The sequence below is a fragment of the Thalassolituus sp. ST750PaO-4 genome, assembly GCF_020320405.1.
GTDB classification, from domain to species: Bacteria; Pseudomonadota; Gammaproteobacteria; order Pseudomonadales; family Oceanobacteraceae; genus Venatoribacter; species Venatoribacter alkanivorans.
In genome coordinates, this window is record NZ_JABVCB010000008.1 from 200,412 (window position 1) to 218,929 (window position 18,518).

15 protein-coding genes are annotated in these 18,518 nt (G+C 54.1%); 5 read left to right on the top strand and 10 right to left on the bottom strand.

Going from position 1 to position 18,518, the window contains the following annotated elements:
* Positions 1-8 precede the first annotated feature (8 nt).
* Both HUF18_RS10345 and HUF18_RS10350 read left to right on the top strand, forming a co-directional pair.
* Positions 9-2,450 (top strand): DNA polymerase II, encoded by a 2,442-nt coding sequence (locus HUF18_RS10345; protein WP_225692139.1) that lies wholly within the window; start codon positions 9-11, stop codon positions 2,448-2,450.
* Between the two features lie 95 nt (positions 2,451-2,545).
* Positions 2,546-3,511, top strand: a complete 966-nt coding sequence (locus tag HUF18_RS10350; RefSeq protein WP_145469830.1) for a magnesium transporter CorA family protein — start codon at positions 2,546-2,548, stop codon at positions 3,509-3,511.
* Positions 3,512-3,622: 111 nt separating this feature from the next.
* On the opposite strand, the gene HUF18_RS10355 is transcribed toward HUF18_RS10350, so the two are convergent.
* From HUF18_RS10355 to HUF18_RS10375, 5 genes are all read right to left on the bottom strand, one after another.
* Entirely contained in the window at positions 3,623-4,801 is a 1,179-nt protein-coding gene (locus HUF18_RS10355) for a porin (protein WP_225692140.1), read from the bottom strand.
* Between the two features lie 32 nt (positions 4,802-4,833).
* On the bottom strand, positions 4,834-5,907 hold the full coding sequence (locus HUF18_RS10360; RefSeq protein WP_225692141.1) for an imelysin family protein: 1,074 nt from the start codon (positions 5,905-5,907) through the stop codon (positions 4,834-4,836).
* 15 nt (positions 5,908-5,922) lie between these two features.
* Complete coding sequence (locus HUF18_RS10365; protein WP_225692142.1) at positions 5,923-7,086, bottom strand: DUF1513 domain-containing protein; 1,164 nt, start codon at positions 7,084-7,086, stop codon at positions 5,923-5,925.
* The gene (locus HUF18_RS10370) at positions 7,086-8,555 is read right to left on the bottom strand and encodes a di-heme oxidoreductase family protein (RefSeq protein WP_225692143.1); all 1,470 of its coding nucleotides are present in this window, start codon (positions 8,553-8,555) and stop codon (positions 7,086-7,088) included. The genes HUF18_RS10365 and HUF18_RS10370 overlap by 1 nt, the downstream gene beginning before the upstream one ends.
* 87 nt (positions 8,556-8,642) lie before the next feature.
* Positions 8,643-10,217 carry an imelysin family protein gene (locus tag HUF18_RS10375; RefSeq protein ID WP_225692144.1) on the bottom strand — a complete coding sequence of 525 codons (1,575 nt, stop codon included), beginning with the start codon at positions 10,215-10,217 and terminating at the stop codon, positions 8,643-8,645.
* 189 nt (positions 10,218-10,406) lie between these two features.
* On the opposite strand from HUF18_RS10375, the gene HUF18_RS10380 reads away from it, so the two are divergent.
* The 3 genes from HUF18_RS10380 (at position 10,407) to HUF18_RS10390 (ending at position 13,344) form a co-directional block, all read left to right on the top strand.
* On the top strand, positions 10,407-11,627 hold the full coding sequence (locus HUF18_RS10380; protein WP_225692145.1) for a cytochrome-c peroxidase: 1,221 nt from the start codon (positions 10,407-10,409) through the stop codon (positions 11,625-11,627).
* Positions 11,628-11,759: 132 nt separating this feature from the next.
* Complete coding sequence (locus HUF18_RS10385; RefSeq protein ID WP_225692146.1) at positions 11,760-12,539, top strand: TIGR01458 family HAD-type hydrolase; 780 nt, start codon at positions 11,760-11,762, stop codon at positions 12,537-12,539.
* Between the two features lie 73 nt (positions 12,540-12,612).
* Positions 12,613-13,344, top strand: coding sequence for a tRNA-uridine aminocarboxypropyltransferase (locus HUF18_RS10390; RefSeq protein WP_225692147.1), 732 nt, complete (start codon positions 12,613-12,615; stop codon positions 13,342-13,344).
* A gap of 16 nt (positions 13,345-13,360) precedes the next feature.
* On the opposite strand, the gene HUF18_RS10395 is transcribed toward HUF18_RS10390, so the two are convergent.
* The 5 genes from HUF18_RS10395 to HUF18_RS10415 form a co-directional block, all read right to left on the bottom strand.
* Entirely contained in the window at positions 13,361-14,221 is an 861-nt protein-coding gene (locus HUF18_RS10395; RefSeq protein ID WP_225692148.1) for a substrate-binding periplasmic protein, read from the bottom strand.
* Between the two features lie 185 nt (positions 14,222-14,406).
* Positions 14,407-15,828, bottom strand: coding sequence for a D-arabinono-1,4-lactone oxidase (locus tag HUF18_RS10400; RefSeq protein WP_225692149.1), 1,422 nt, complete (start codon positions 15,826-15,828; stop codon positions 14,407-14,409).
* 2 nt (positions 15,829-15,830) lie between these two features.
* Complete coding sequence (locus tag HUF18_RS10405) at positions 15,831-16,127, bottom strand: c-type cytochrome (protein ID WP_145469820.1); 297 nt, start codon at positions 16,125-16,127, stop codon at positions 15,831-15,833.
* Positions 16,128-16,252: 125 nt separating this feature from the next.
* Positions 16,253-17,089 (bottom strand): divergent polysaccharide deacetylase family protein, encoded by an 837-nt coding sequence (locus HUF18_RS10410; RefSeq protein WP_225692150.1) that lies wholly within the window; start codon positions 17,087-17,089, stop codon positions 16,253-16,255.
* Complete coding sequence (locus HUF18_RS10415; protein WP_145469819.1) at positions 17,090-18,469, bottom strand: S41 family peptidase; 1,380 nt, start codon at positions 18,467-18,469, stop codon at positions 17,090-17,092. It lies immediately after the preceding gene.
* Positions 18,470-18,518: the final 49 nt, after the last annotated feature.

Sequence of the window (18,518 nt, forward strand, 5' to 3'; positions counted from 1 at the left end):
ATCGCCCTATGAACAACGCTTTTCTGCTGACCAGCAGCTGGACCGACCTGCAGCAAGACGATGGCCTGCACACCGTACTGACGTTCTGGTGGCATACCGCGCGCGGACCTGTGCGTCAGCAGATCCGTCAGCCGGCGGTGTGTTTTATTGACTGTGAACATGCGGCACGGGCCGCCGATATTGCCCGTACCCTCAACTGGCCGGTGCGCATTGCCGATGTGCCGCTGCACAGTTTTGCCGCACAACCGGCCAGTGCCTGTTATCTGCCGTCGTCTTATACCTACCGCTGGCGTGATGTTTTACTTGAGCAGGGCATTATTTGCCGCGAGGTGGACATCCGCCCCACCGACCGTTATCTGATGGAACGCTTTATTTATGGCACAGCACAGCTGCCAGACAGACTGGTCGCGGATGAACAACGATCGTTTTCACATGAGCAGAGCGGACGTTTACGGGCATTGCCTGCCGGGCAGTCGGCGTTTCCCACACTGCCCGCCTTCCGCTGTATATCGCTGGATATAGAAACCTCTTTTCCGCGTCGCGGAGAGCCTGACCGGCTGTTTTCCATCGGCTTCTATGCCGATGACTGGCAACAGGTGGTAATGGTTGGCGATTCAGATGCTGCCGCCACTACTGACGACAGCGGTTCTCCTGAATTAGTGGCCGATGAGGCGGCGCTGCTGCGGCGTTTTCTGCAATTAATTGCCGAATACGATCCGGACGTGATCATGGGCTGGAACGTTATTCAGTTCGATTTTGATTTTTTACGGCGCAAATGCGCCGAGCACAACATTCCATTCACTATTGGCCGCGACGGCAGCGAGTTAAGCTGGCGGGTCAGTGCCAATAACCCTGACCGGATTTTTCTGCATATTGCCGGCCGGGTTGTGCTTGACGGCATCGACCTGCTGCGTAATGCCACCTGGCAGTTTGAGAGTTTTGCCCTGAATGATGTTGCCCAGTATTTTCTCGGTGACAGCAAGCTGCTGCAGAGCGATGACCGCGGCGGTGATATCGAATATTTATTTATTCATGATAAAGCCGCTCTGGCGGCTTATAACCTGAAAGACTGCGAACTGGTCTGGCGGATTTTTGAAAAGGCCGATCTGCTGAATTTTACCATCGAACGTGCCCATATGACCGGCCTCAGCATGGACCGTATGGGGGGCTCGGTCGCAGCCTTTGAAAATATGTATCTGCCGCGTCTGCACCGCGCAGGTTTTGTGGCGCCTAATATTGGCGAAGGTTACCACGCGCAGAAAAGCCCCGGTGGTTACGTGATGGATTCACGCCCCGGATTATTTGAGCATGTGCTGGTACTGGATTTTAAGAGTCTGTACCCGTCGATTATCCGCACCTTTAAAATTGATCCTATGGGCCTGGCTGAAGGCCTGCGCCTGGCGGAAAAAAGCACCGAAGCCCGCGATATTGTGCCCGGTTTTTTTGGTGCGCAGTTTCATCAAGAGCAACATATTCTGCCGGAACTTATCCGGGTACTGGGTGATAAGCGCGAACAGGCGAAAAAAGCCGGTAATAAAGCCCTGAGTCAGGCTATTAAAGTGATTATGGCTTCCTGTTATGGCGTACTGGGTTCCGATGGCTGCCGGTTTTACGATACCCGTCTGGCCAGTTCCATTACCCTGCGCGGCCATCAGATTATTCAGCAGAGCTCAGCCTGGATTGAAGAGCAGGGCTTTGATGTGATTTATGGCGATACCGATTCGGTCTTTGTCTGGCTCAAGCGCAGTGTCAGCGATGCTGAAGCGGACAGCATTGGTCAGCGTCTGGTACGCGAACTGAATCAGTGGTGGGCTGAACGTTTGCCGCAGGAATTTGGCATCGACAGCTTTCTGGAAATGGAATACGAAACCCATTACCGGCGCTTTTTTATGCCCTCTATCCGCGGGGAAGAAACCGGCAGCAAAAAGCGCTATGCCGGCCTGATAAAAAATAATAGCGGTGAAAGCGAACTGGTGTTTAAAGGACTGGAAGCGGTCCGTTCTGACTGGACACCGCTGGCGCGCCAGTTTCAGACGGAATTATACCGCCGTATTTTTTTGAAGGAACCTTATCAGGACTGGCTGCGCGAACAGGTTCAGGGATTGTTGAGCGGCAAGCTGGATCATCTGCTGACTTATCGCCGGCGTCTGCGCCGGCCGTTACCGGCTTATCAGAAAAATATTCCGCCCCATGCCCAGGCTGCGGCCAAACTGGAGCAATGGCTGGCATTAAAAGGGTTACCTTCGCGTTTTGCTGAGCGTGGCGGCTGGATTACCTATCGCTGGACGGTGAACGGCCCGGAACCGGTCTGGCCGGATGGCAGTGCAGGTGCCGCGGCGGATTATCATCATTATCTGGAAAAGCAGCTGAAACCCACGGCGGATGCTATTTTTCATTACATCGACGATGATTTTACCGCCCTGGCCGGACAGCAGATGGCTTTGTTCTGACAAGGCATTAGCAGTAACAGCATTGACTGAGCAGTGGTTTTACCCGACCTTTGTCTCTGACGCTTATGTATCGCCCTATCGGCAAGGAGAAACCTGTGATCAGGACAATATTAATTAACGCACAGGGCCAGATCAGCAGTGGCGGTGCCGAGCTGATTGATGCCTGGCGGGCGCAGCCTGAAAGTCGTATCTGGGTTGACAGTCAGCAGGCCGATGCCGAACAGGAACGCGATATATTACAGACCTTTGGTTGTCATCCACTGGCCATCAAAGACGCCCTGCGTGACCGTCATCCGCCGAAACTGGAAGAGTTTTCCGATCATATTTTTATTCTCTACCGTGGTATTGCAGGTTTTGATGCCGGCCTGAATTATACCGGCCAGTCGCTGTCGTTTTTTGTCGGTGAACGTTTTCTGCTGACCCGTCATCCTCAGGCTGCCCAGAGTATTGATCGTCTGCTGGCCGATAATGGCGGTATTTATCTGCAGCGCAGTCCGGCACAGCTGGCATTGAAAATTATGCATACCTCGGCCGGGATCTATCTGGATAATATTCTGGCCTTTGAAGAACGTCTGGGTGAGCTCGAAGATGAGTTGTCAGAAGCGGGCAGTGATGAGCATATGCGCGAGCTGATGAATTACAAATCACGGCTGGTGAAGTTACGCCGTACCTTTAATTACCATAAAAACATCACCGACGAGTTACGCACCGGGGAATATGCCTTTTTCCCGGACGATGAAAACATGCGCCATGTGATTAACGATCTGCACGATCGTTTTGAGCGCCTGCACAGTCTGACTCAGATGTTTTATGATCTTTGCGGTGATCTGGTGGATGGTTATATTTCCATTACCTCGCATCAGCTGAATAGTACCATGCGCGTACTGACGGTAATTACCGCGATCTTTGTACCACTGAGTTTTCTCGCCGGGCTTTACGGTATGAACTTTGAATATATTCCTGAGCTTAAATTTCAGGATGGCTATTTTATCCTGCTGGGTTTTATGGGATTTCTGGCGGTTGGATTACTCTGGCTGTTCCGGCGTATGCGCTGGCTCTGAGCCCGGTTTCACGTCACAGCAACAGGCAGGCATAAAAAATGCCGGGGCGGAAAACCGCACCGGCATTTTTTTATGACAAGTCTCAGAACTCTCTTTAAATAGAAGTCCCGATCAGAACATATAACCCATCCCCAGATTAAAGCCATCGGCGTTACCGGCGTCTTCATTCTGTTGCTGGATATCGGCTTTGAACACAATGCCTTCAACCGGATAATAATTAACACCGGCATCGCTCTGGCTGGCGTTCATATCATCTTTCTGTGACCAGGCGCTCTGGCGGGCAAAAAATCCCCATTGTTCGTTCAGGCGGTAATTCACTTCAACGTAACCACCATCCTGTACGGCTTTACCGGCAGCGTCAGCGGCATCGCCACCTAAATCCCAGCGTGCGTAAAGCGCTTTGGTGGTGATATCACCCAGTTGATAAATCACATGGGTGCCAACCAGTGTCGCATCGTCGGCATAAGAGATTTCTGCACTCTGATCCAGATCCGGCTGATACTGCGCGTAAGCCGCCAGTTCCAGACCGGCACTGCCGCGATAAACAACGCGTCCGGTCACGGCCAGATCGAAGGCATCGGCAAAAGATGCTTTTTGTTTGCCGGATTTCAGATCAAACGGATCGGCGTCGCTGTTGTAGGTCGGGTCGTCGGTTTTCAGACCTTCGGAAATCATCAGGTCGTAACTGATGCCATTATCCAGCTGATGGGTCAGGCTGATACCGGCGGAATACCAGGTGGTCGGAATAATGGTGGTTTCAATAACCGGACGCTCAACACCGTAAAAGGTTGGTGGTTCGTGGGTTTCGTTAATCATACCCACCGGCATCAGCATAACACCGCTGCGGAACTGCATATTGCTCATCAGGTCGAGTTCAACGTAGGCCTGTTCAATTTCTACCGCGCCACGGGCGCCATCGCTGACCAGTGTGTGCTCGACTTCAAATTCAGACACAAAGCGTGCGCGGTCGCTGAAGTCGTAGCCAAAAAACAGCACCATACGGTGTAAATCAATCTGGCGGGTATCGGTACCATCGGCATCCAGATGGTTGTAATGCATTTCGCCATAACCGCCGATATGCACTTTTTTAGCCGCGCCGGACGATTGTTGGGCGCTGTCCATGCTGTCGGCCATCGCATTCAGGCGTTCGTTCATACTTTGCTCAAGCTGTTCGATACGTTTCTGCAGCTCGATAATGGTTTGCTGATCATCAGCCTGAGCCAGTTGTGTATTGGCCAGTAATACCGCACCGGCTAACAGGGCGGCGTGTTTTTTCAGGTTGGCTTTCATTGACTATCTGCCCTTATAAAATAATTTAATAATTAATCGCCGTCGGTAAAGTTGATGCCCAGCTGAATTTTCAGCGCATCGGGAATATCGCGTTTAAAATATCCATCCAGAGTGGCTGAATCCGCGTAAAAGGAAACGGCATCCTGTTGGTTAAGATGCAACCTGGCCTGAATTAATGTCCCTTTTATGTTGTTGGCGGCAACGTCGTACCCGGAAGCATTCATCAGGCCGAAAATACTGAGCTCAGTATTGTCTTTGCCCTGCAGCATCTGGGTGATCATATCGATGCTGCTGCGGGCATTGTCCCAGCCATTGTCAGCGATCAGCGAAGCGGCACTGATCACATCCCGCTTGGGCAGATAATCCAGATATTCCTGCACAGAAACCAGCAACGTATCGATGGCCTGACTGCCGTCGCTTAATTGATTGCCGGTAAACAGGTCGCGGTAGGATGTATCGCTGCTCAGATAGCTGTTCTGCCAGCCCTGCAGCAGATAATTGGCATCAGCCGCCAGACGGGAGGTCAGCCCGGTCAGTACCGTGCACTTGCGGTTGTTGGCTGTATATTCACTGAGAATATCGTTATTAGCAGTGCTTTGTGTGGCATTGTTTTCAAATAACGCCAGTTCCAGTGGCATCAGACCGACTTCATAGGCCAGAGAAAATTCGGCTGAAAATTCGCTGCTGCCAGCAATAAATGCAGAGATTTTGGTGCGCACCGCATCGCTGCGATCACGGCCGCGTTCGCGGAAATAATCAATATAGCGATAGCGTGGATCGAGCAGATTGTCGTCCATCGGGCCGAATTTAAATGGCAGCACTTTGTACCAAGCAGCGGTGGTGACCTGCCACTGGGTTTGCAGGGCTGTTAACGTAGCTGAATCCGTATTTGTACTGCAGAAGGCCTGTGCCTCCGTGTTCAGCGTTGCGGCCTGTTGATTAAAATCCTGAATGACCGGTATCAGGCTCTGGTCGGTAAATTCGGTAATGACCTTCTGAATCGAGCCGGAAGAAACCGTTAACGGATCATTGCTGCGGTCACCTCCGCAGCTGCTGATCAGCAGTGGTAATACCAGTGCTGCACTTATGCGAATAGTATTTCTCATCATCAATCTGCTGTGTCAGGCGTTAAGGTCGCGAATATTAAAGGTAAACATGTGGTTGTCCCAGTGCATGCCGGCGAATTGCTGGCGGCGGTTGCGTTCTTCCTGCAGGGATAACGCGTTGATGTAGCGGACTTCACCGGCGGAGTTCGATAACACAAAATAACGTCCTTGCTCTGCTGTAGTCAGGCCGCACACATCATGAAAAGCATGAAATCCGGCCAGCTCGCCGGAATCCAGATGCCAGAACGCGGCGAGATTTCCACGCGGGCTGGTAAAGCCAGCGATGCGTTCGTGTTGGCTTATGGCAACGCTGCCCATGTAATCATTGAATTTGGACATCAGGCTGTCCGGCGCATGCAGTGGCATTAATGCGCCGCTGCCCGGTTTGTGCAGCGCGGCCAGTAATACCAGTTTGTCGTTGCTCATCGCCCTGCGCTGAACCTGAGTGGCGATGGCAACGGTGCCATCTGGTGCAACGTCGAGATGACGGATGCTGGCTTTTTTCTCATCCAGCCGGTACTGGCCGGTCAGTTCACCGCTGGCGGAATTGATATACACCAGCGAGGAATCCATGGTGTCGAGGTTGAGAATTTCACCGCTTTTATCGGGATGGGTGCGCAAGCCTCCGTTGGCAATTGCCAGTGTGTGCTGATCGGGCATCATCAGCATCTGATGCGGGCCCATGCCGTGGGTGGAAAATTCACCTGCCAGCTGATAGTTACGGCTGTCTCTGACCAGTATTTTACCTTCACCGCTGCGGTAATCTGACTCTGTGCTGTACATCCACTGTCCGTCGGCAGAAAACGCGCCGTGGCCGTGCATGCAATGGCCTTCGGGGCTTTCAATTCTGTGTGTTATCTGCCCGGAACGGATATCCACTTCCATGGCATAAATACCGGGGTGACGGGAGTACATCACGACGCGCCACGGCTCAAGAGGATGCTGCGCTGCACCGTGTCCGCGGAAACCGGATAAAACAGAAGCCGCGTTGTGCTGCTGATTAATCCAGCTCAGGGCGAAATGAGCATCATCCCGTCCCTGTGCCGATAAATACATTTCACCCGGTGCGGTTGCGGATGATTTTTCACATCCGGCCAGTGCGGCGGCACTGAGGCCGGCGAGGGCTTTTAATGTTGTCCGGCGGGTAATTAATGCGTCCGCTAAAAAACGGTGATTCATTAAAGAGACTCCACAAACGATAACAGAGCCTTACGCTCAGTCTGAGATAACCCAATAAATTTCTGACGGGAACCTTCAGCTTCGCCACCATGCCAGAGAATGGCTTCTTCGACGCTGGTGGCACGGCCATCGTGCAGTAGTCCGGCTTGTTTATGAAAGCGCTGACTGATGGACAGAACAGAGGCCATTCCCCATAACGGCGCGGTGCGCCATTCACGGCCGCTGGCGAGAAAATCGCTGCGGTTATCGGCCAGATCCGGCCCCATATCATGTAATAAAAAGTCGGAAAATGGCCAGATTTTCTGCCCGGCTAACTGCGGAAAAGGTCCGTCGCCGGCGGTCGTAAAAGACGGCTGATGGCACAGACTGCAACCGCTGTCGCTGAACAGTATGGCCCCCGCGTCTGTTGCACTGACCTGTTGTGCAGAACGTACCGGTACACCCAGGGCACGGTTGAAATCGACCACCAGAGAGAGAAGGGCGTCCGGTAATTCAAAACCATCGGCGTTATTGCCGCTGAGCTGTTGCTGGCAGCGTTGCTGGGCGGTGGTGCATGGCTGCGACGGGAATAACGGATTACTGATACCGATGTCGTTGGCAAAGGCTCCGGCAACCGTCATTTCCAGCGTTGGCTTATTGGCTTTCAGGCCGAAGCGTCCGGGTTGTGTTGACTGACTGCGGGCATCCCAGACCCGGTTCACACGGCCGGAAATACCATCGCCGTTTTGGTCATCCGGGTCGGCCAGTGCATCAATGGCCTGCTGCGGTATCTGCTCAATCAGCCCCATACCGTGAATCGCCGGAGCAATCCGCAGGCTGACATGAGTCGCCTCGCCCAGCGGACCATAGGCCAGATATTTCACCACCGGTTCGGGGCGGCGTAGGTTTACCTGGGTGCCATCGGGGTAGCGGAATAATTGCGGCTGCCAGTTGATGTACAGATAGGCTTCGGGGGCAGTTTCATCCGCGGCGTTCATTGCGTCCGGTTTTTTATGACGCAATTCGTGGCTGAGCGCGGTGGACTGAACCTGCAGCTGGTCACCATAGAGCGGATGGGGGATAACCCCTTCCTGCTGCAGGACGGTTGCCATAGTGCTGTTGCGGGTGTTGTCCGTGGCTACGCTCAGGCGTAATAACGCACTGAACACCGGTACGCTGGAAGAGGCTGGCAGAATGCCGCGCCCACCACCCATATGGCAGGCCAGGCAGGTATTGGCGTTATACAGCGGGCCAAGCCCGTCACGGGCATCGGTAATGGTTGGCGCTTTCACCCAGGGTTGGTGTGCCAGTGCTTTACCCGCATGAAACTGCGGTAGCTGTTCCTGAGTCAGGGTGCTGAGAGGGAGCTCCAGATCGGCAAAGCGGATTGAGCGGGTACTGCCATTTCCGCCGGGCAGTTGTGGATTGATGCCGCTGTCCGGTGAACAGGCCGTGAGCGGCAATGTGAGGCAAAGAGCCGTGAATAGCACAGAAGCCAGCCGGGAAAAAACCGGCTGGCTTCTGTGTGTTACGGCTTCAGGCAATATACGGCTCATGCGCTGAAGTATTCCCTGTGATTAATCGCAGGTGGAGGTTGGATTGGCGGTGTCACAGGCAGTACCGTCCGGATCCAGTACCGGATCGTTGATATCCAGCTGGGTGGCCACTTCAGCAATTTTGTTCGCCTGAGCGGTCAGGGCCAGAATGGTGTTGGCCATTGGGGTGTCAGTGTTGTTGTTGCCTTCCATAATCTGAACATCGACCGGCTCGCCGGCACGGGCTTTGGTATCAATGGATTTGTAGGCAACTTCGGTTGTTGCCAGCAGCGCGCTCAGTTCGCTGGCCAGTGCCGACTTACCTTCGTCTGTCAGGAAGTCATTCAGACCATAGCCGTTGACTGCACGGGTGGTCACATCGTCTGTGCCATTCAGATCGGAGTCGTAACCGGCATATTGACCATGGAAGGAGTTGGAAACGCCTTCTGCATTCAGCCAGATATCACGGTGAGTATTGTCTGAGAAGCAGGAGTGTTCGTCTTCCTGAGAGTTATCAGCAAAAGCAATCTGCATACGCTCGCCAGCCAGTTCGCCCTGAGACAGGGTCGCCATCCCGGTCAGAATTTCGGTAATTTTCCCTTTTGCGGCAGCTTCATTGCTGACGCTGGTAAAGGAGGTACGGTAGCTGGCACCTGGCGCCCAACCTGCCTGTACGCTTTCCAGATCGGCCACCAGTTTGGCCGTTACGACTTTCAGGAAAGCCAGACGACGGTCACCGTAAGTGGGTTCAACGAAGTCATAGGAACCGCGCTGACCACCACTGGCCAGATTGGCAGCACCCTGGGTTTTTACGGCTTCATCACGGTCGGTGCCGTTGGTTACGTCGCCGTTGTTTTTCAGATCCTGACCCCACAGCATGAATTCAATGGCGTGGTAACCGGAGATCACGTCACGGCCATCGCCGGCTTCGGAGGCTTCAAGAATGTCTGCGAGACCATCGTCGTTTTCGTCGGCTTCGATATCAATTTCCAGACGACCGATAATGTTGTCGTGCTGGTTGGACTGGGCGTGTGCTGCGTTGATAACGTTCAATGTGCGCTCTTCACCTTCCATGGTTACGGTGGTGCTGATGCCGACGCCTTCCAGAGTGGTTGCAGCATCGATCTGGCCATTATCAAAGTCGCCGCCGATTTCAACGTAGTCGATCAGTGCTTCGCCTAATGGCCAGGCATTGATTGCACCTTCCGGGCCGTCTTCGCTGCTGTAATCGGTTGAATCAATCGGGCTGTTACGGAAGCGGTACACCTCACTCTGACCATAAGGCTCACGGGCAACCAGCCAGGCTTTTTTTGCTGCTTCGTGTGCGTTTTTCAGGGCAGTAAATTCAGGAATATCAGAAGTAGCGGCGGCAGACGCCAGATTGCTGGTCGCTGCTTTGTAAGCATTTGCGGCAACCTGCAGATCATTAATGGCGGTTTGCAGGGCCTTGGCGGTATCGACTGAGTCGCTGTAAATGGCGTATGCGATTTCGGCGTTGGTGTTCAGTAACTTACGCGCGTTGTCCAGGGTGCTGTCAGAGTCAGAACTGGAGGAGCCGCCACAGGCTGCCAGTAAGGACGCGGCGGTGATACAGGTAACGAGAGGTAAAATGCGCATGACTAATTCCTTATGAATGCAGGGTGAGCGTGGCGCAGAAACGCCGGAGCTTAAGAACGGAGTGCAAAGTAATGTAAATGCTAATGATTTGCAAGAGCTATTAGATTTGCATGGGTATCTGTTTTATAGTGCTCCTCCCGTAGTAAACTCCGGGCCTTTTCATAAGCTTTTGCGGTGAGCAGCGTTGTTATGGCAGTAAAAAATTGGGCGATTCTAACCCTCGTGATGGTATTGACGGGGTGTGGTGGCAGCAGCGACAGCGGCGACACAGAGGCGGCTCCGACCACCCCGGCGATTGATGATCCAACCCTGATCGCTTTGGGAAAATCGCTGTTTTCAGATAAAAACCTGTCGTTCAATCGTCAGCAATCCTGCGCCAGTTGCCATAACCCGGGCAGTGCCTTTATCGACAGCCGGAAGAATGCCGGTGACAAGGTTGTTGCAGTCTCTACCGGCGCTGATGGTGTTTCTCTGGGGGATCGTAATGCCCCGACGGCAATGTACGCCGCATTTTCACCGGCTTTCAAAAACGGCAGCAGAGCCCGCTTTAATACCAAACTGGATAACTACAGCGGCTATCTGGGTGGGCAGTTTCATGATGGCCGTGCCGCCACTCTGGCAGCTCAGGCCGGTGGTCCGCCGTTAAATCCGCTGGAAATGGGCATGCCCGATAAAGCCAGCGTGGTCGATCGTCTGCGTGAAAATGCAGACTATGTGGCGGCGTTTGAATTTCTGTACGGCAGTGATGTGTTTAACGATACCGATGCTGCCTATACCGCAATGACGGAAGCCATTCAGGCATTTGAATTCAGCGATACGTTTTACCCGTTCGATTCCGCCTATGACCGCTCCTTGACCGGTGCTTACACCTATGAACCGGGCAGCAAAGCCGCTACCGGTAAAGCGTTGTTTTTCTCTGAAACCGATACCAACTGTTCGGCCTGTCATATGCGTCTCAGCCAGGGCCGTAGTGGCGAACTGTTCACCGGTTTTGAGTATCACAATATTGGCGTGCCGGAGAATACCGCGGTGCGCAGCCGTAATGGTGTGAATCAGGCTGATCTGGGCCTGGGTGGTGTATTGGCTGAAAGCGCGCAGAATGGCAAGTTTAAGGTTCCGACATTGCGCAATGTTGCCGTTACCGGACCTTATATGCACAACGGCATTTTTCAGGATTTAAAAACCGTCGTGTTGTTCTACGATCACTTTAACAATCCGGCTAATGCCATTAACCCGGAAACCGGTGTAGCCTGGGCTGCACCGGAAGTGAATGCCAACATCAGTTTTACCGAGCTGAATACAGGTGATCAGATGACGCAGGCGGATGCCGAGGCCATCGTCTGCTTCCTGCGCACCCTGACCGACGCCCGCTACGAGCATTTGTTACCGGACGATGGCTTGTGTGACTGAGAAGCGCTGAGCAGATAAACGCAGTTTTCTGCTGGCTGCTGCAGCTTGTAGTAGTCTGTTTATTCAGGTGATGATTCTGTCGCAGATGAACGGGCAGACAGAACGCGCAGACAGAACAGCAGAGGAGGCGTTATGCAGGCGGTTCTCTTTGATATCGATGGTGTCCTGTTATTTAAAGGCGCAGCACTGCCCGGTGCTGCGCAAACCCTGCGCTGGGTGCAGCAGCAGGGCATTCCTTACCGGTTTTTAACCAATACCACCTCCAAACCCGCCAGCCGTATTGCAGCCGATCTGCAGGCCGCCGGTATTGCTGCGCACGAAGCCGATATTCTTACCCCGCCGATTGCCGCGCGGCTGTGGCTGCAGCAACAGCGTAAGCAGCGTCTGCATGTGCTGTTACCGCAGGCGGTGTACAGCGAGTTCGGTATGTTTGATCTGAGCGGTGGTGACGATGCCGAGGCGCTGGTGATCGGTGATATGGGTACGGGTTTTACCTTTGAGGTGCTGAATCAGGCGTTCCGGGTGCTGATGGCTGATCCTGATATTCCCTTGCTGGCATTAGGAATGACGCGCTATTTCGCTGCCGCCGATGGCCTGCAGCTGGATGTCGGCCCCTTTGTTAAAGCGCTGGAATACGCCACTGGGCGGCAGGCGCTGGTGATGGGGAAACCGGCGGCCTCGTTTTTTCAGCAGGCGCTGGCGGCGCTTAATGTTACGGCAGAGCAAACCCTGATGATCGGTGATGACCGCCTCGGTGATGTGCTGGGCGCTCAGGCCTGTGGCATTCACGGCGCACTGGTGCGTACCGGCAAATACCGGCCGGGTGATGAAGACGCCGACAGTGCCGGATTGCAGCCGCAACACCTGCTGGATTCTGTAGCCGGTTTACCCGAGCTCTGGCGCAGCCTGTAGCCATCTTCGCGTTAGCCCCTGTGCAGGGTAGAATGCGCGCCTTTTCTTTATTTGCCTGTGGGTAACAACGCCAATGCATCGTAACTCTGTCGCTGACCTGCGCCTGCAGGAACTGGCGAAATCCCGCCGTGCTTTCCTGGCACGCGGCAGCAAAACCGTGCGTTGTCCGCAGTGTCTGCTGGGTGTCAGCCATTGCATCTGTGCCGAGCGGCCGGAAGTCAGCAGCCGCAGCGCGTTTGTTTTTATCATGTATCACGGTGAAGTCTTTAAACCGAGTAATACCGGGCGGCTGATTGCCGATGTGGTGGCCGATAATTACGCCTACCAGTGGCAGCGGACGGTGCATGACCCTGAGTTACTGGCGCTGCTGCAGGATGAGCGTTATGCCCCGATTGTGGTGTTTCCGCATCAGTATGCGCAGCCCGAACGCTGTATTCATTCTCCGGCGCAATTACCAGCCGTGCAGCAGGGCAAAATTCCGTTGTTTGTGATGCTCGACGGCACCTGGCGTGAAGCGAAAAAAATGTTCCGCAGCCCCTATCTGCAGACTCTGCCGGTGCTCGGCATTCAGCCGGAAAAAGGTTCGGAATATCAGCTGCGCGAAGCCGCACATCTGCATCAGTTATGCACGGCTGAGGTCGGTGTGGAGATATTAAAACTGGCCGAAGACCACGCCGCCGCGCAGGCGCTGGCAGAGTATTTTGCAGTTTTCCGTGAGCGCTATTTAGCCGGTAAAGCCAATATTAATGAGAAACCACAGCGGCAGATGAGCATGTTGTTTGGTGCGGAGTACGACGGCCGCTGAAAGGCTGGCGGGCGTTTCAGTCGCCACTGACCTGATGGCCGCTGAGGCAGTCACCGCCGCTGAAACAGTAGCTGTCGTAAGGCCAGTATTTATGCTGATACAGCGCTTTTGTCAGACTGCCATCACGGCGCATCGCCTCCAGTGTCTGCCGCAATGGTTTGACCCACTCTGCCTGCAGCGCATGATGGGCGACATAGAGGTCGGCGCGGGCGGTAAATAATGGCAACGCCAGCTGAACGGCGGCGGCATCGATACCGGCGCTGTACATGGCAAACAGCAGCGAATGCTCAGTGCTGGCCATGGCATCCAGACGCCCGGCCAGCAGCATTTTTAATCCCTGTTCAACATCGGTCAGAGCGACCCGGGTAATGCCCGGATGAGTATCAAAGGCCTGGCCATATTTTGAGCCGCGTACCTGACCAATGTTCTGGCCATTAAAATCATCCAGCGAGCGGTATTCTTTACTGCCGGCTTTTACCACGATGACGATGCGTTCGTTGAGCACAAACCCCAGCGAGTGAGCAATACGCTCAGCCTGTGGACTGACAAACATAACAGCAATGTCGGCGTCGCCTTTTTCAATATCCTGAATTACCCGAGGGTAGGGCTCCAGCTGGTTGTTGAACTTAATATTGGCGCGGGTAAACAGCGAGTTCTGAAAATCCACCAGAATGCCTTTATTGGCTTTCTCTGTATCAGAAAATCCCCAGGGCTGAACCGTTGACGTCACGACCAGCGGAATGGCTTGCTCTGTCTCCTGATTAACTTCAGCCGCAACCGTTAACGATGAAAAGGTGAGTAAAAGCGCAACAGGGCATAACAGCCTGAACGCTGGTAAAAAGATTTTTGATAATAAACGGAATAGCACGAATTTCATCGGCCAAGCTTACCAGAAGTGTGCCGGAGATAAGAAGTGGCGAGCCTGTATAGCAGCCCCGGGGTGATTGATGAATATAAATCCGCATTCGGCTGGGGATTATCTGTTTCTGATGGGATAAACAATAAAGCCGGCAGTTGCCGGCTTTATTTGTTATCGGATGATTAATTACTGCAATTATTAAATCAGCTGATCCCCAGCGTTGAACGCAGATGGTCGTTCAGGAACAGTCCCTGTGGGTCCATTTCTTTACGTACGCGCAGGAAGTCATTGAAACGTTCATAACGGGCGGCAAATTCAGCGGCTTTCAGAGTATGAATTTTACCCCAGTGTGGACGGCCATCGTACTTCCAGAAAATCGGTTCGATCGCGGCAAAGTACTTTTTGTAGTCCTTGTCGTGGAAATTATGGCAGCTGATGGCAAAACCATCGCGCTTATAAAACGGGCTCAGCCAGACATCGTCGCCTTTAATGTAGCGGGCTTCGATCGGGAAAATCACCGGAATATTCTGCTTTTTAATGGTCTGCAGAATTTCGCGCAGACACTGTGGCCCCACTTCAGCCGGTACGGTGTATTCCATTTCGTTAAAGCGGATATCGCGCAGGTTGCCGAAAATCTCGTGCGATTTACCGTAACGGGTTTCAGGTTCCACGCCACCGGCGCCAAAGTTCACCAGCCAGCTGCGGGCGAATGGCATATAGTCGATCAGGTTCGACATCATGCGGAAGGCTTCATAAGCATCGCCGCTGGGTTCCGGCTGATCGGCCGGAATTTCGGACGGATCAATTTTATCGATGGCAATACCGAGCATATAGTCGCTGTGCGGCAGCGCATACATTTCGTAATGGCGGTGTGCATCACGCAATTCTTCGGCGCGTTCCAAGCCTTCGTCTTCCGACATCATCCAGCTGTGTTCTTTCAGATAATAGGCTTTGTCGGCATGAATACGGGCTTTGGTTACAACGCCCAGAGCACCCAGGTTGTTACGGGCGGCATTAAACAGATCAGCATTCTGGCTGGCGCTGCATTCCAGCATTTCACCGGCGGCATTGGCGATGCGCAGGGTTTTAACATGGGTCGACAGGGTGCCGAGTTCTTTACCCGTACCATGGGTTGAGGTCGCCAGTGCGCCACCAAAGGCCTGGGTGTCGATGTCAGACATATTGATGGTGGATAAGCCGTGTTCCCACAGCTTGTCGCCGATCTGCGACAAGCGCGTACCGGCCCAGACGTCGGCTTCCATCGCGTCGCTGTCGATGTTTTCGACACCACGCAGACGTGCCAGAGACAGCAGGGTCTGATCGGTTGGTACCAGTGCACTGAAGCTGTGACCAGAGCCAATACTGCGGATAGGCTGGGTGGCATTACGCAGAATGTTCAGCAGCTCGTCTTCGTTGCGTGGTACCAGGCGCTCGTTCGGCTGGCAGTGCTGATTACCGGACCAGTTGCTCCATGGCAGCACCCGCTTGCCGTCTTTGCCGATGATGCCCGGGTTTTCCTGAGGTTTTACGCTGGAGCTGCAGCCAGCAGTACCGGCGGCAACCAGACCTGCGCCGGCGGCTTTCAGCAGGTTGCGACGGTTAAGTTGAATACGGTCAAAATTCACGGCTATTGCTCCTGTGCCATATAACGGATGATGTCTTCCAGATCTTCGGCACTGCACTCTGCACAGGTCCCCATGGGTGGCATATTGCCGATACCATTAATGGCGTTATTGACCAGGGTGGTGATGCCCTTGTCGAGCCGGTCGTCCCATTCGGAGGTAAATGCTTGTGGTGCGCCGGAGGCGGCGACGGCATGACAGGCCGTGCAATAAATATCATACAGCTCTTTGCTGTAGTCATCGGTGGCATTGGCACTGCAGGCGATTACAAGCAGCAGGCCGGTGCTGAGTTTTTTTATCATTATTTGCCCCTCACAAAATCCTGCCCAGATTATCCAAAACAAAACTAACGTACAAGTATCGTGGCGTACCAAAACACGGCTATTTACAGTCTTTTACGGTCGGAAGTCTTGCCGGGAGAAGATTATCAGGGCTGCAGGCTGCTGCCGTTGGTACGCAGCAGGTAGCGTGACGGAGCCAGAGCCGGGCTTTCCAGTGGTTGCCACAGACGCTGCTGCAAAAACTCATCAATACGGGTCAGGCGGATATTCCGGATGCCCAGAGCCGGCAGCTCGCGGGCAAGAAAGTCCAGTGTCTCGGGATAAGGGTGGCCGATCAGAACGGCATAACCGCGACGCTTGGCGAGATGCAGAGCTTGCCCGAACTGACGCTGCAGTGCCTGTGGGCGGATGTCATTATCGAGAAAAACGTCGCGCTCCAGAGCGGGAATGCCAGCCGCTTTGGCCTGCTCCAGAGCCACACTTTTCGGACTGGTCAGACTGTCGACAAAAAACAGTCCCTGTTGCTGGGCGATCTGCATCACCCAGCGCATAGCATCGGGCTGCTGGGTGAGCAGACTGCCCATATGGTTATTCATCCCCTGGACATGGGGGATGGCCGCCAGATTGTCGGTCAGGGTTTGTTGCAGACTGGCCTGATCCATACCGCTGGTCAGGGCACCAGGGCCAAGGCGGGCGCCTTTTTCATTAGCCATCGGCGCATGCAGCAGAATGCCATGGCCCGCACTGAAGGCATCCTCGGCCAGTGCTGCGGCATAAGGCGTATGCGGCAGAAACGCGAGATTCAGCGGTCCGGGCAGTCCGACCGTGCGCTTACCCAGGCGGTGGTTATTGCCGATATCGTCGATAATCAGCAATAACTCGGCGCTGGCCTGTGGGGGAGCGGCCATGGTTGCAGAGGCTGAAATCAGGCTGAGCAGGGTGAACAGGCTGGCCGTAGCCAGCCGGGAGCAGCGTTGCAGCAATCAGGCCTCCGGACGGGGACTGAGAATGGTAACGCCGCGCAGCAGGGTGTGGGCTTCGTACAGCTGGAAATCTTTTTTCAGCAACTCGCCGCTGGCGTCTGCACTGGTCGCTGTATCGGCGGTTTTAGCGTTTTTATCCTGAGTTTTTTCTTCTTTACGTGTCGGGTTGCTCAGGTGGCCGGGAAGATCGGCCTCTTTATAAAAGCGCTGTTCGTAAGGGGTTACTTCGCTTTGTTCCACCCAGATATCCGGCTTGATGCCCTGTGCCTGAATAGAGCGGCCATTGGGGGTGAAATAACGCGCGGTAGTGAGCTTAACGGCACGGTCTTCGGTGATTGGCAGCACACTCTGTACTGAGCCCTTACCAAACGACTGAGTACCGACGATCACGGCACGCTGATGGTCCTGCAGTGCACCGGCAACAATTTCTGAAGCGGATGCCGAACCGCCGTTAATCAGTACCACCACCGGCACGTCGCCTGCAGCTGTGTGATTGGTGGCGGAATAGCTGACTTCGGCGCTTGGCGTGCGGCCTTTGGTGTACACAATCAGACCTTTGCTGACGAAGCTGTCGACCACTTCTACGGCAGCATCGAGAACACCACCCGGGTTATTGCGCAGGTCGAGAATAATGCCGTTCAGATTGCCTTTGGCGCGCCAGTCTTCGATAGCGGCGGCCAGCTCACTGCCGGTGTGTTCCTGAAACTGAGTAATACGCACATAGCCGACGTTACCGCTGAGCATATCGGTGCGTACGCTGGCAACTTTGATTTCGGCACGGGCGAGGGTAAAGGTCAGCAGTTCTTTTTCATTTTTACGGCGGATTTCCAGGGTAATCTCAGAACCCGGTGCGCCGCGCATACGTTCCACAGCATCGTTCAGACTCATGCCCATCACGGCTTCGCCATCCAGCGAAACAATTAAATCACCGGCACGGATTCCGGCTTTTTGTGCGGGGGTGTCGTCAATCGGGGTGACTACCAGAATCAGGCCATCTTCAAGGCCCACCTCGATACCGAGGCCACCGAATTTACCCGAGGTATTTTCCTGCAGATCCGAAAAAGCCTCAGGCTGCAGATAGGCCGAATGCGGATCAAGGGAGGTAAGCATGCCGTTGATGGCGTACTCGAGCAGGGTTTTATCATCCACCTCTTCAACATAGGCGGTGCGGATGCGCTCAAAAATCTCGGTGAAATTACGCAGTTCCTGCAATGGCAGCTGGCCCTGTGGACGCTGTACCTGCTCGCTGCCAGCAGGCGTGGCGGCGCTGTCTTCGGCGGGTTGAGCATTAACCGGCGTCAGCCCCAGTGCGAGTACGCAGACCGCAGTACAACCAAACCAGGGAAAAATACGGCGGGGCAGAACAGAAGATAACGACATGGGGATACTCAATTCAGGTCAATGCGTTGAAGAATGGCACAAAAGTCAG